The sequence below is a fragment of the Anaerococcus sp. HMSC068A02 genome (assembly GCF_001811125.1).
GTDB lineage: Bacteria > Bacillota > Clostridia > Tissierellales > Peptoniphilaceae > Anaerococcus > Anaerococcus vaginalis_C.
On record NZ_KV803712.1, the window covers coordinates 1 to 13,987 of the forward strand.

Below are 13,987 nucleotides of genomic sequence, written 5' to 3' on the forward strand. Positions count from 1 at the left end.
TTGCATTTTTCATCTACTTTGTCTACAGTCTGGGATGAGCAAGCTCATCCTTTAAAAATTTTATATAATTTATCTTATTTTCCAGCTAATCTCTTATATGTTTGATATCTTTCTTTAGCAGCTTTTTCTGCTTCTTGATATAATTGGTCAGCTGTTTCAGGGAATGATCTCTTGAGTGAAGAGTATCTAACTTCTCCTTGGATAAATTCTTGGAATGATTCCTTAGGTTCTCTTGAATCTAATTGGAATGGATTCTTTCCTTCATCAGCAAGTCTTGGATCGAATCTCCATAAGTGCCAGTAACCAGCATCAACTGCTTGTTTTTCTCTAAATTGAGATTTACCCATACCGATTCTTATACCGTGGTTGATACATGGTGCATAGCAGATGATTAGAGATGGTCCATCATAGCTTTCAGCTTCTTTCATAGCTTTGATTGTTTGGTTTTGGTTTGCACCCATAGCAACTTGTGCTACGTAAACATAGCCGTATGAAGTCATCATTAAACCAAGGTCTTTCTTTCTAACCTTTTTACCAGATGCAGCAAATTGTGCTACTGCTGATAATGGTGTAGCTTTAGATGATTGTCCACCTGTATTTGAGTAAACTTCTGTATCGAATACTAAGATATTGATGTTTTCTCCACTAGCTAGTACGTGGTCAACTCCACCAAATCCTATATCATAGCTCCATCCGTCTCCACCAAATATCCAAACTGATTTTTTAATCATATAGTCTTTTAGTGAATATATTTTGTGTAGTAAATCTTTTTGTTTTTCATCACTTACACTGTTAGCTTTTTCTTCAAGGTTAAGAATTTTAGCTGTTGCTTCTTTTGAAGCTTTAACGTCTTCTTTTCCTTCAATCCATGCTTTGAATGCTTCGCTTAATTCACTATCAGCTTCTAATTCATTGAATTGATTCATATATGTTTCAAGAAGGTGTTTGTTTGAATCAGCTGCAAGTTTCATACCATAACCATATTCTGCTGCATCTTCGAATAATGAATTACCCCAAGCTGGACCTTGTCCGCAAGCATTTGTTGTATATGGTGTAGCTGGTGATGATGCTCCCCAAATTGATGAACAACCTGTAGCATTAGCTATATACATTCTATCTCCAAATAATTGAGTAACAAGTTTTGCGTATGGTGTTTCTCCACATCCTGCACAAGCACCTGAGAACTCAAGTAATGGTTGTTTAAATTGAGAACCTTTAATTGTCATTGGATCCATAACATCTTCTTTGTATCCAACTTCTTCATGAGCATATTCCCAATTATCTTTTTCTTTTTCAACTTCTTCTTCGAAAGGTTTCATTAGAAGAGCTTTCTTTGGAGCTGGACATACATCAGCACAGTTTCCACAGCCTGTACAATCAAGTGGTGAAACTTGGATTCTGAAATCATATCCGTCCATTCCCTTACCAATTGCTTTTTTTGTTTCAAATCCTTCTGGTGCATTAGCTTTTTCTTCTTCTGTTACTAAGAAAGGTCTAATTACAGCGTGAGGACAAACGTATGAACATTGGTTACATTGGATACAATTATCAATTTGCCATTCTGGCACGTTAAGAGCAATTCCTCTCTTTTCATATTGAGTTGTACCTGGTTCAAAGTCTCCATTTGTTCTATCTTTGAAAACTGAAACTGGAAGTTCGTCTTCTTTTTGTTCAATCATTGGTTTAACGATGTTTTTGATGAACTCTGGAAGTTCTTTTTCTTCTTTAACTTCATCTTTTGCATCTTTCCATGAATCTGGAACATTAACTTTAACTACTGCATCAATTCCTTGATCTACTGCTTTGTAGTTCATATTTACTATATCATCACCCTTGTGTCCATAAGCCTTAACTATAGAATCTTTAAGGTATTTGATAGCTTCATCTATTGGAATTACATTTGCAAGGTTAAAGAATGCAGATTGCATTATCATATTTGTTCTTGAACCTAATCCAATATTAGCAGCGATGTGAGAAGCATCTATTATATTAAAGTTAATATTATGTTCAGCAATGTATTTTTTCATTTTAGCTGGTAGATGTTGTTCAAGTTCATCTTCTGACCATGGACAGTTTAATAAGAATGTACCACCATCTTTAAGTCCAGCTAATAAATCATATTGATTAACGTATGCTGGTTTTGAACATGAAATAAAGTCAGCTTCGTCTAATAGGTATGTTGATCTAATTGGATTTTTACCAAATCTTAAGTGAGATACTGTAAGTCCACCAGATTTTTTAGAATCATAGTCAAAGTAACCTTGAGCATACATATCAGTATTATCACCGATAATTTTGATAGCTTGTTTGTTAGCTCCAACTGTTCCATCAGATCCGAATCCCCAGAATTTACATCTGCTTGTACCTTCTTGTCTGATTCTTAAATCTGTTCTTTCAAGTGATTTATTTGTAACATCATCTGTAATTGATAATGTGAAATCATCTTTCATTTCGCCAGCTAAATTGTTAAATGCTGCTTCAATGTCTGCAGGGATTGTATCTTTTGAAGATAATCCATATCTACCACCTATAATTTGTGGTTTATCTTCTACATCATAGTAAGCTGATTTAACATCAAGTAATAATGGTTCTCCAACTGAACCTTTTTCTTTTGTTCTATCTAAAACAGCAATTTTCTTTACTGTTTTTGGTATAGCTTTTAATAAATGGTCTTTTGAGAATGGTCTGAATAAGTGAACTTCAACCATACCAACTTTTTTACCATCTTCTACTAATTTATCAATTGCTTCTTCAGCTGCTTGGCAAACAGAACCCATAGCAATGATGATTTCTTCTGCATCATCTGCACCATAATAATTGAATAATCCGTAATTTGTACCGATCAATTCATTGATCTTGTTCATGTAGTTTTCTGTTATACCTACTATATCAGTATATGCTGGGTTTGAAGCTTCCATTCTTTGGAAGAAAATATTCTTTTCAGCTGTACCGATTGTTTTTGGTCTTTCTGGATTTAAAGACTCATTTTTAAATTTATCTACAGCTTCGTAGTTTACTAATGGAGCTAATGTATCATAGTCCCAAACTTGTATTTTTTGAATTTCGTGACTTGTTCTAAATCCATCAAAGAAATGGCAAAATGGAATTCTTCCTTCAATTGCTGCTAAGTGAGCAACTGGTCCTAAGTCCATTACTTGTTGAACTGATCCTGAACATAGCATAGCAAATCCTGTTTGTCTTGCTGCCATAACGTCAGAATGGTCACCGTAAATTGAAAGTGCGTGAGTTGCTAGTGTTCTTGCTGCAACATGGAATACACCTGGCAATCTTTCTCCAGCAATCTTATACATATTAGGGATCATTAATAATAATCCTTGACTTGCTGTGTATGTAGTAGTAAGTGCTCCTGCTGCAAGTGCTCCGTGTACTGCTCCTGCTGCACCAGCTTCTGATTGCATTTCCTTTACTTCAACTGGTCTTCCAAATACGTTTTTTCTACCGTTTGCTGCCCAAACATCCACTGCTTCAGGCATTGGTGATGAAGGTGTTATTGGATAGATTGTTGCTACATCTGTAAACGCATAAGATACGTGAGCAGCTGCAGTATTACCATCCATAGTCTTCATAGCTCTTTTAATTGTCATTTAAGACCTCCTAAAAATTATATGAATCAATTATCGTCAACACTATTTTTAGTATAATAAATATCACGTCATTAGTCAAGTAAATATCAAATATTTTCACGAGCTAATTATCATTGTCAGAATTTTTAAATAGATTGTCTGTCATTACTTTTGCTGCGTTATATCCCATAGATTTTTCTCTTTGGTTCATAGCTGCAACTTCGATAATCATAGCTAAATTTCTTCCTGCTCTTACTGGAATTAAAATTTTTGGAATTTGAACATTTAAAATTTCTGTATAATGCTCATCAAGTCCCAACCTGTCATATTCATAATCTTCTCTCCAATGTTCAAGTTCTATTACCAAATCTATGTCAGTTGAAACTTTTACAGAGCCTGTACCATATAGTCTTCTTACATCTACAATTCCAAGACCTCTTATTTCTGTATAATGCCTTATATTTTCTGGAGCTTGTCCTACAAGTTTATTATCATAAGCTGCCATTTCTACGACATCATCTGCGACAAGTCTGTGACCACGATTTACTAAATCTAAAGCCGTTTCACTTTTTCCTACAGAGCTTTCTCCTCTAATTAAAACTCCAACACCAAAAACTTCTAAAAGTTCTCCATGAATTTGAGTTCTATCAGCAAAAATATATTCTAGTTCTTGCGAAATTATTGATGTTAATTTTGTCGTAGGAAGTTTTGACCTTAAAATTGTTATATCATAGTAATCAGCAAGGTCTAATATATCTTTTGGCAATCCTGCATTGTATGAAAAAAGTATAGCTGGCATTTTGTATGATAATATTCCCCTAAATCTTTCATATTGCATTCTATTGTCAAGACTTGTTAGGTAAGTATATTCTACGCTTCCTATTATTTGTAATCTTTTATAAGGAAATTCTTCCAAATATCCTGTAAGTTGAAGACCTGGCCTATTAATATCTGGACTTTGCAAAATAACTTCATCATAATCTGTGGATTTGTGAACTATTTCAAGACCTAAAATTTCAACCACGTCTTTTAATTTTACGCTTGTTTGTTTTCCCATTTTATCCTCTTTAATTGTTTAGTTTAAAATATTTAATTATTTCAAGTGCTTGGCTTTCCCCAATCAAATCTACTTCCATAAGCTCTTCTAAACTTGCTTTTTTTATATTTTTTACGCTTTTAAAATGTTTTAGAAGATTTTCTTTTTTTCTTTTTCCTATGCCATTAATATTATCAAGTTCAGATTTTTTCATAGTTTGAGTCATTAATTTTCTGTGATAATTTATGGCAAATCTGTGGGCTTCTTCTTGGATTTCGTAAATTAATTTATATACTGGATCTCGTTTTTTTATTGGAATTTCTTTATTTTCATAGATGATAGCTCTTGTTGTATGCTTGTCATCTTTAACAAGTCCTGCAACTTCTATTGAAAAATTTAAATCTTTCAAAACTTTTTTTGCAGATTTTACTTGACCCTTTCCCCCATCCATTAATATTAAATCTGGGAGTTTTCCAAAACCAGTATAAGTATTATTATTTTTGATTTCTTTTTTTGCCCTTTCAAATCTTCTTGTAAGAACTTCTTCCAAGGAATGATAATCATCTGGCCCTTCTATAGATTTTATTTTGAATTTCCTATATTCTTTTCTTTCAGCAATTCCATTTTGAAAAACAACCATAGAACCTACAGATTGAACTCCTGATGTATTAGAAATATCGTAAGCTTCTATCCTACTTAAAGATTTTAAATTCAAAATTTCTTTTAATCCATTTAAGCCAGAATGTTTTTTTCTTTCTTTTTCCTCAAGCCTTTTTTCGTATTTTTTCATCATATCGCTTGCATTTCTAAAAGCCATATCTACTAATTCTTTTTTCTTACCAAGTTTTGGGCAAGTAATTTTTACCTTAATGCCTTTTTTCTTTTCAATAAATAAATTAAGGGCATCAAGATCTGATGGCAATTTGTGAACTAAAATTTCTTTTGGTATATACATAAGGTTTAAGTAAAATTGCTTCATAAAAGATGAAATTATATCTTCATCTTTTTCTCTGTAATCATCTTTAATAATAAAATGTTCTCTATCAACAATCTTTCCATCTCTCATAAAAAATACCTGCATGGTGACATAAAATATTCCTTTGGACATTGCAATTATATCTATGTCATCACCATTTGTTGTAGTAACTTTTTGTTTTTGAGAAATGGTTGATAAGGCCCTATGGTAATCTCTGTATTTTGCAGCATTTTCAAAATCCAAAATTTCACTTGCCTTATTCATCTTATTTATAACTAAATTTGGTATATAATCAGATTTATTTTCTAAAAAATTTTTGATTTTATTTATATTATCCATATATTCTTTTTCATCTCCCTTACCAACGCATGGAGCTTTACACCTATTTATATAATAATTTAGACAAGGTCTATCTAATTGCTGTCCCTTATCAAAATTTAGATTGCAAGTTCTTATTGGGTAAAGTATATGAAATAATTCTATTACATCATTTACTGCATAAGCATCAGGATAAGGGCCATAGTAATAGCCCTTATCTTTTTTTACATTTCTTACTTTTTGAATTCTAGGAAATTTTTCATTTGTAATTTTTATATATGGATATTGCTTATCATCTCTTAGAACAATATTATATTTTGGTCTGTTTTTCTTTATTAGATTTGATTCTAACACAAGAGCTTCGACTTCATTTTCTACAATTATATATTCAAAATGATTTATATGACTTACCATAGCAAGAACTTTTCTGCCCTTATTTTTGTTGTTGTCAAAATATTGGCTTACACGTTTTTTTAAATTTATAGCCTTGCCAACATAGATTATTTCATCTTGGCTATTTCTCATTATATAAACGCCTGGTAGGTCTGGTAATTCTTTTAGCTTTTCCTTTATTTGATTGTTCATCAAATCTCTTTACATCTTTCTATCAAATATTCTAAATCTGATCCTTCAAGATATGGAGATAAAACTTCTTGGCATTTTTTGTTATATACATTTATCCATTCTATTTCCCACTTATCCATCATATCCATATTTATTGGTCTAGTATCAATTGGCACGTAAGTTAGACATTCGAATTTCATAAATTTACCAAATTCATTTTCCAAATCTTTTTTCACATAAACTTCGCTTTCAATTCTTACTCCGTGTTTATCTGCTATATATAGACCCGGCTCAATTGATGTTGTCATGTTTTCTAATAATTCTACATCATTAAATTGAGAAATATTATTTGGGCCTTCGTGAACTGTTAAGCTAAATCCGACTCCGTGGCCTGTTCCATGGAAATAATCTTTTCCAGCTTTCCACAATGGATATTTAGCAATTGCATCTAATCTTTGTCCTTTGGTTTTTTCTTTAAATCTTGCACTCATCAAGCCTATATGAGATTTTAAAACTAGGGTATAGTCTTCTTTTTCTTCATCAGTCAATTCTCCAAGGGCAATTGTTCTTGTTATATCTGTAGTTCCTTCTTTGTAATGAGCTCCTGAATCTACCAATAAAAGTGATTTTTCTTCGAGAGTTTTTGATGAAAGTGAAGTTGGTTCATAATGGACAATAGCTCCATTTTCTTTGTAGCCTGCAATTGTTTCAAAAGAATCTTCAATATATGATTCATTTTCTTTTCTTAAATCTTGCAATTTTTTGCTAGCTATAAGCTCTGTCAAAGAACCTGTACTTGTTCCAACTTCAACCCAATTAAAGAACTTAATTAAACTTACACCATCAATAATATAAGCTTTTCTTTCATTTTCTAATTCAGTTTCATTTTTAATCGCTTTCATTTGAGTTGAAATATTTACACCGCTAGTAATTCTTACATTTGAATTTATAGAATCAAAAATTGCAACGTTAGTTCTTTCTGGGTCTATATAAATTCTATTTTTCCCCTTAATATTTTTTAATAAAGAATAAATATAATCATAAGAATGAACTTTTACCTTATTTTCTTTTAAATAATCCAAAACTTCATCGTCAAGTTTATCTTGGTCTATGCAAAGATGAATTTCATCCATTGAAACCAACAAATATGACAAAACTACTGGAGTATATCCAATATCATTTCCTCTAATATTTAAAAGGTAACAAATATCTTCTGGAGATCCAATAAAATTATAATCGCAATCTTTTTTCTTTAATTCTTCTCTTAATCTATTTATTTTTGATTCTAAACTTTCGCCAACATATTTTTGATCATAAATCCAAACTTTTTCTTTTGGAAGGCTTGGTCTATCTTCCCAAATTTGAGAAATATAATCTATGTCATAAACCAAAGCACGTGATGCCATATTTTCACTTAAAGATTTATAATCTTTTACTGAATAACAAGTACCATCAAAACCAATTTTTCCAAATTCTCCAACTTCTTCCAACAAAAATTCTTCCATAGTTGGATCTTCATCAAAACCTTGTTTATAAAATTCAAATTCTGAATATTTTAATTCATTTGCAGCTTGCAAAAAATATCTTGAATCTGTCCAAAGTCTTGCCTTATCTTTTGTAACAACGCAAACTCCCGCAGAGCCAGTAAAACCTGAAATAAATTCGCGAGTTTTATAATAATCACTAATATATTCTGATTGATGAGGATCAGATGTATTAATAATATAAGCATCTATTTTTCTGCTAGCCATTAGCTCTCTAAGCTTTTCTAGTTTTTGATCAATATTCATAATTTCTCCTTTTTTTTTTATAATCTTATTCATATTATACCATTGTTGCATAATATAAAAATTGATTTTTTTAGGCGCTTTCTATATAATTAATAATGCTAAATAAAGAATAAAAAAGAGAGAGTGATTAAATGAAATTAGGAATAGTTGGCCTACCAAATGTAGGCAAATCAACTTTATTTAATGCAATTACAAAAGCTGGAGCAGAAATTGCAAATTATCCTTTCTGCACAATAGATCCAAACGTAGGACTTGTAAATGTTCCAGATTATAGAGTTGATTATCTTGCAAAAATGCACAATTCAAAAAAAATTGTACCAGCAGCTATAGAATTTTATGATATAGCAGGACTTGTAAAAGGTGCAAGCAAGGGCGAAGGATTAGGAAATAAATTTTTATCAAATATAAGAGAAACTGATGCAATAGTAGAAGTTTTGCGTTGTTTTAATGATCCAAATGTAACCCACGTAGATGGTAACATTGACCCATTAAGAGATATTGAAACAATAAATTTTGAGCTTATACTTTCAGACCTTGAGCTTGTTGAAAAAGTTTTGGTAAAAAGAGAAAAAGTCGCAAAATCTGATAAATCAGCAAGAAGCGAAGTTGAATTATTAAAAAGAATAAAAGAAGTTTTGGAAGAGGGAAAATCTGCCAGAGTTTTAAATTTACACGATGAAGAAAAAGCTCTTCTTAAAACCTACCAACTTCTTTCAACAAAACCAATAATTTATGTTTGCAATGTCGATGAAAGTGATGTTGCAAATAACGGAGATGATAATGAATTTGTTCAAAAAGTTAGGGAATTTGCCAAAGAAGAAAACGCTCAAGTTTCTGTTGTAAGTGCAAAAATTGAACAAGAAATATCAGAGCTTGAAAGCGAAGAAGAAAAGAAAGAATTTTTGGAAATGATTGGTTTAAGTGAATCAGGTTGCGATCAAGTTATAAAAGATTCTTACAAAACTTTAAATTTAATCTCATTTTTGACAACAGGAGAAGATGAAACAAGAGCTTGGACAATTACAAATGGAACAAAAGCTGTAGATGCTGCTGGGAAAATCCACACAGATATACAAAGAGGTTTTATAAAAGCAGAAATCGTAAGTTTTGATACTCTAAAAGAATATGGTAATATGGCAAAAGTAAAAGAACATGGTCAACTTCGTATGGAAGGAAAAGATTATGTTATGAAAGATGGAGATATTACCAATTTTAAATTCAATGTTTAGGTGAAATATGAAAAAACAAGCTAAACTTATTGTTCATACAGGTTCTATGTTTTCTGGAAAAACAACTTCCCTATGGCGTGAGCTTTATAGGATGAAAGTTGCAGGATACAAAACAATTGCATTCAAACCATCAGTTGATTCAAGACATGAAGATGAAAAAATAATAAGCCATGATAATTTGGAGCTTGATGCGATTAAAATAGAATCCATAAAAGAAATTTTGGATTATGCAAAAAATAATGAAATTGATGCTATAGGAATTGATGAAGTTCAATTTTTCCCAGACAAGCCATCAAAAATTGTAGATTATTTTGTAGAACTTATGCAAAATCATATTACAATTGTTGTGTCAGGACTTGATATGGATTATAAAACAAAACCATTTGAAGTTGTAAAAGAGCTGATGCCAATAGCTGACGAATTAATAAAACACCACGCAATTTGTGCATCATGCGGAGAAGATGCTTGGGTTTCTTTTAGAAAATCTTACAATGAAGAAAGAATAGAAATCGGAGCTCAAGATTCATACGAACCTTTGTGTAGGTCATGCTACAATAGAAAAATGAAAGATAGAGAAAAAAATAAAAATCAAATATCATTAGATGAAATTTAAACTGCTCTTTATTGGGTAGTTTTTATTTTTAAAAAATTTTATATTTACAAACGAAAAAAGGCTGCTATTTATAGCAACCTTATTTTTGTTTATAAAATTATTATCTTTCAACTACTAGAGCTGTTCCCATTCCTCCACCTATACAAAGTGTAGCAAGACCTTTTTTAGAATCTCTTTTTTCCATTTCGTATAAAAGTGTTGTAAGAATTCTTGCTCCTGATCCTCCGATTGGGTGACCTATTGCAATTGCTCCACCGTTTACATTTGTTTTTTCTGGGTCAAATCCCATTTCATTTCTTACAGCGTATGATTGAGCTGCGAAAGCTTCGTTTGATTCAACTAAGTCAAGATCTTCAACTTTCCATCCTACTTTTTCAAGAGCTTTTTTACTTGAAGGGATTGGACCTGTTCCCATAACTTTTGGATCAACACCTGCTGATGCATAACTTACGATTGTAGCAAGTGGTTTAACGCCTAATTCTTTAGCTTTTTCTTCGCTCATAACTACAAGACAAGCTGCTCCATCATTAATTCCTGATGCGTTAGCTGCTGTAACTGTACCATCTTTTATAAATGCTGGTCTTAATTTAGAAATTCCTTCTTGTGTTACACCGTCTCTGATATATTCATCATCTTCAACAACTGTAACATTTCCTTTTCTATCTTTAATTTCTACTGGAGCGATTTCATCTTTAAATCTTCCTTCAGCACGAGCCTTGCTTGCTCTTTGTTGACTTACTGCTGCAAGATCGTCTTGCATTTCTCTTGTGATTCCATATTTTTCAGCTACATTTTCAGCTGTAACTCCCATGTGATAATCATTGTAAACGTCCCAAAGACCATCAGTAATCATTTCGTCAACAAATTTTTTATTTCCCATTCTAGCTCCCCATCTAGATTCATTAGATAAGAATGGGGCGTTTGACATACTTTCAGCACCACCTGCTAAAACAACGTCAACATCTCCTGCTAAAATCATTTGAGCTGCAAGTGAAACAGTTCTAAGTCCTGATCCACAAACTTTATTAATTGTCATTGCAGGTGTTGTTATTGGGATTCCTGCTCCTAATGAAATTTGTCTTGCAACGTTTTGTCCAAGTCCTGCTTGTAAAACGCATCCTAAAACAGTTTCTTCAACATCTTCTGGTTTAATTCCAGCTCTTTCGATAGCTGCTTTAGCTGCAACAACACCCAAATCAACTGCGCTTTGTGATTTTAAAGCTCCACCAAAACTTCCTACTGGAGTTCTAGCTGCACTTGCAATTACTACTTTTCTTGTCATAATTTCCCCTTTCGATTTTATATCTGATAAATTGTTATCTTAACTTACAATACGATTATAACATGTAGTTAAAAATTTATCAAACATTTTCTAATAATTTTTATTTGGATTTTGAAATCCTTTTTCTAATATTTTTACTTACAATAAAAATATACAGGATAAAAAAATAATTGCAAAAAATTTCTAATAAAAAACATCCAAAAACAAATTTGGATGCAAAAATTTATTTATTTTTATTTAATTTTAAATATAGGCTAGTTAGGATAATTATAAGAATTAGAGGAATTATCCATGGAAAATCTACAATATTTAAGGAGATAACTTGTATAATTTTTTTCAACACAGATTCTAAACTTACTAAAAATGAAAGATTTACATTAAACATTTCTTTTAAAATATCTATCAAACTAATTAGAGCATCCATAAATGAAACAATTGTTACAACAATAAAAGAATTTCTAATTACTAATTTATCGAGAGAATTTTTCCCGATCAAATTAAATACTACTAAAACAATTGCTAAAGGATAGACAAATTGTAAAAATGGTCCTGTAATCTTTACTATTGATTCCACTCCAAGAACAGATAATAATAAAGACACTAAAGCTATTGCTATTGCAAGAAAACTATAATTGAATTTATTTTTAGAAAATTCTGCGAAAATATTAGAGATTGATGAAATCAAGCCTACAGATGTTGTAAAACATGCCATAATAATTGCGACTAATAAAACAAATTTGCCCTTATCTCCAAGAATTTTTTCTGAAATATAATTTAATAAAATAACTCTTGAATCTGTATCAATACTTGTTGAGGCACTTGCTCCCAAAAAAGTTAATGAGATATACACAAAAGCAAGTCCAAAAACTGCAATTAGTGATGCCTCTATCGTCTTTTTTAATAATTGATTTTTATAGCCTTTTTTTATTACGCTTTCTACAATTATTGGTGTAAATGCGAGAGCTGCCAAAGCATCCATTGTATTATATCCTTCAAGCATTGAATCAGAAAATATTTTACTTAAATCTATATTAATTTCTTTTATTTGTCCAATTGGATTTAACATTCCAACAATTATCATTATAAATAAAGAAATTAATAAAAGTGGCGTCAAAAATTTTCCAATTAAATCTACAACAGAATTTTTTGCCAAAGACAAAAACAATGATAATCCAAAAAATATTAAAGTAAAGACCCAAATATTTACATTAAAGCCTGCTGATTGTACCATCTCAAAACTTGTAGCTGCAGTTCTTGGAATTGCTCCTAAAGGTCCAATACAAAGAGCAATAATTAAAACTATTGCTTTTGAAAGCCTATCTCCTGCAAGTGAAGTAAAAGTAAAAATATTTCCTTGCCTTTTTGCCATACTAACTACAGCAAGCAAAGTTAATCCGACTCCTACAATTGTAAAGGCAATAGATGCCAATAACCACTTATCTCCATAAGTATATCCCAACATTGGTGGAAAAATTAAATTCCCCGCTCCAAAAAACATTGCAAATAATGCAAATCCTATTACTAAAATATCCATAACTCCTCCTTAAAGCTGTACTTTTATATTTTACCATTTTTTTGATTACTTATTAAGTCTTTTTTAAAGTTTTTTACAAATTTTTAATTATTTTCTTTAAATTTTAATATTTTTCTTTGAGAAATATATTTATTTATAAATTTGAAAACATTTTATTATGAATTTTTATAAGATTTGACATATATTTCCAATGAAATAAGTAAAATTATCCATTTTTTAAAAAGCTATTTTTAACGAAAAAAATAGGAGATTTCTCTCCTATTTATATGATTCTATAAATTTTTTGTCATCTTCTGTCAAAGAAAAATTATTTTGGTCAGTTATTATTTCTGCTCCTTCTTTTCTTATGACAAGTTGGTGTTCAAATTGTGAACAAACGGAACCATCTTTTGTTCTTGCTGTCCATCCATTTGAGTCCATTTTTGATTTCCAATCGCCAACTGCTATCATTGGCTCAATTGTAAATACCATATTTTCTTCTATTCTAGGACCAAATCCTTTTTTTCCATAATGTGGAACTTGTGGATCTTCGTGCATTTCTTTTCCAATTCCATGACCTATAAAGTCCCTTATAACTGAAAATCCATTTTCGCCCTCAACGTATTGTTGAATTGCATAACCTATATCTCCAATTCTGTTTCCTGGTTTTGCAGCTTCAATTCCTTTGTAAAGAGCTTTTAAATTCACATCAACTAACTTTTCATTTTCTTCGCTCAATTTTCCAATTTTATAAGTCCAACAAGAATCTGCAAGTCCTCCCTTGTAATCAATTACATTATCAATTGAAACTACATCGCCTTCTTTTAGTACATAATCTGAAGGAAATCCGTGACAAATTTCATCATTTACAGATATGCAAAGTGTATATGGAAATCCTTGATAGCCTAATTGGGCAGGTCTTGCATTTTTGTGTTTTATAAATTTATTTGCAAAATCGTCAAGAAATTTTGTTGTTATTCCAGCTCTTATTACTTCTTTTATGGCAAGGTGTGTTTGGCAAAGAATTTCTGAAGCCCCATACATTTTTTCTATATCATTTTCTGTATAAAGTCTTATCATTA

General features: G+C 31.1%; 9 protein-coding genes. 2 read left to right on the plus strand and 7 right to left on the minus strand.

The features are described from left to right. Positions 1-74 precede the first annotated feature (74 nt). The 4 genes from nifJ to HMPREF2782_RS01030 all read right to left on the minus strand — a co-directional run bounded on the left by nifJ (position 75) and on the right by HMPREF2782_RS01030 (position 8,268). Positions 75-3,605 carry a pyruvate:ferredoxin (flavodoxin) oxidoreductase gene (nifJ, locus tag HMPREF2782_RS01015; protein WP_070640233.1) on the minus strand — a complete coding sequence of 1,177 codons (3,531 nt, stop codon included), beginning with the start codon at positions 3,603-3,605 and terminating at the stop codon, positions 75-77. A 103-nt stretch (positions 3,606-3,708) separates the two neighbouring features. After that, positions 3,709-4,641, minus strand: coding sequence for an HPr(Ser) kinase/phosphatase (gene hprK, locus HMPREF2782_RS01020; protein ID WP_004838928.1), 933 nt, complete (start codon positions 4,639-4,641; stop codon positions 3,709-3,711). A gap of 10 nt (positions 4,642-4,651) precedes the next feature. Beyond that, complete coding sequence (gene uvrC, locus HMPREF2782_RS01025; RefSeq protein WP_070640236.1) at positions 4,652-6,499, minus strand: excinuclease ABC subunit UvrC; 1,848 nt, start codon at positions 6,497-6,499, stop codon at positions 4,652-4,654. Further along, the gene (locus HMPREF2782_RS01030) at positions 6,499-8,268 is read right to left on the minus strand and encodes an aminopeptidase P family protein (RefSeq protein WP_019117583.1); all 1,770 of its coding nucleotides are present in this window, start codon (positions 8,266-8,268) and stop codon (positions 6,499-6,501) included. The genes uvrC and HMPREF2782_RS01030 overlap by 1 nt, the downstream gene beginning before the upstream one ends. A 131-nt stretch (positions 8,269-8,399) precedes the next feature. Here HMPREF2782_RS01030 and ychF point away from each other — a divergent pair, with 131 nt between their 5' ends. Together ychF and HMPREF2782_RS01040 are read left to right on the plus strand one after the other, a co-directional pair. Beyond that, positions 8,400-9,497, plus strand: a complete 1,098-nt coding sequence (ychF, locus tag HMPREF2782_RS01035; protein ID WP_019117582.1) for a redox-regulated ATPase YchF — start codon at positions 8,400-8,402, stop codon at positions 9,495-9,497. A gap of 7 nt (positions 9,498-9,504) precedes the next feature. Then, positions 9,505-10,110: a thymidine kinase gene (locus HMPREF2782_RS01040; protein ID WP_004838932.1), complete on the plus strand. Its 606-nt coding sequence runs from the start codon at positions 9,505-9,507 to the stop codon at positions 10,108-10,110. A gap of 100 nt (positions 10,111-10,210) precedes the next feature. Here the strand turns inward: HMPREF2782_RS01040 and HMPREF2782_RS01045 are convergent, their stop codons facing one another. From HMPREF2782_RS01045 to map, 3 genes are all read right to left on the minus strand, one after another. After that, complete coding sequence (locus HMPREF2782_RS01045) at positions 10,211-11,392, minus strand: acetyl-CoA C-acetyltransferase (protein WP_019117580.1); 1,182 nt, start codon at positions 11,390-11,392, stop codon at positions 10,211-10,213. A gap of 223 nt (positions 11,393-11,615) precedes the next feature. Continuing rightward, the gene (brnQ, locus tag HMPREF2782_RS01050; RefSeq protein ID WP_019117579.1) at positions 11,616-12,926 is read right to left on the minus strand and encodes a branched-chain amino acid transport system II carrier protein; all 1,311 of its coding nucleotides are present in this window, start codon (positions 12,924-12,926) and stop codon (positions 11,616-11,618) included. A 258-nt stretch (positions 12,927-13,184) separates the two neighbouring features. Then, entirely contained in the window at positions 13,185-13,985 is an 801-nt protein-coding gene (gene map / locus HMPREF2782_RS01055) for a type I methionyl aminopeptidase (protein WP_019117578.1), read from the minus strand. Positions 13,986-13,987 lie beyond the last annotated feature (2 nt).

What these genes read in the sequence shown, in the direction of transcription:
- nifJ (WP_070640233.1), bottom strand. Translation starts at nt 3,605, where the DNA reads ATGACAATTAAAAGAGCTATGAAGACTATGGATGGTAATACTGCAGCT.
- map (WP_019117578.1), bottom strand. Translation starts at nt 13,985, where the DNA reads ATGATAAGACTTTATACAGAAAATGATATAGAAAAAATGTATGGGGCT.
- HMPREF2782_RS01030 (WP_019117583.1), bottom strand. Translation starts at nt 8,268, where the DNA reads ATGAATATTGATCAAAAACTAGAAAAGCTTAGAGAGCTAATGGCTAGC.
- HMPREF2782_RS01040 (WP_004838932.1), top strand. Translation starts at nt 9,505, where the DNA reads ATGAAAAAACAAGCTAAACTTATTGTTCATACAGGTTCTATGTTTTCT.
- uvrC (WP_070640236.1), bottom strand. Translation starts at nt 6,499, where the DNA reads ATGAACAATCAAATAAAGGAAAAGCTAAAAGAATTACCAGACCTACCA.
- hprK (WP_004838928.1), bottom strand. Translation starts at nt 4,641, where the DNA reads ATGGGAAAACAAACAAGCGTAAAATTAAAAGACGTGGTTGAAATTTTA.
- HMPREF2782_RS01045 (WP_019117580.1), bottom strand. Translation starts at nt 11,392, where the DNA reads ATGACAAGAAAAGTAGTAATTGCAAGTGCAGCTAGAACTCCAGTAGGA.
- brnQ (WP_019117579.1), bottom strand. Translation starts at nt 12,926, where the DNA reads ATGGATATTTTAGTAATAGGATTTGCATTATTTGCAATGTTTTTTGGA.
- ychF (WP_019117582.1), top strand. Translation starts at nt 8,400, where the DNA reads ATGAAATTAGGAATAGTTGGCCTACCAAATGTAGGCAAATCAACTTTA.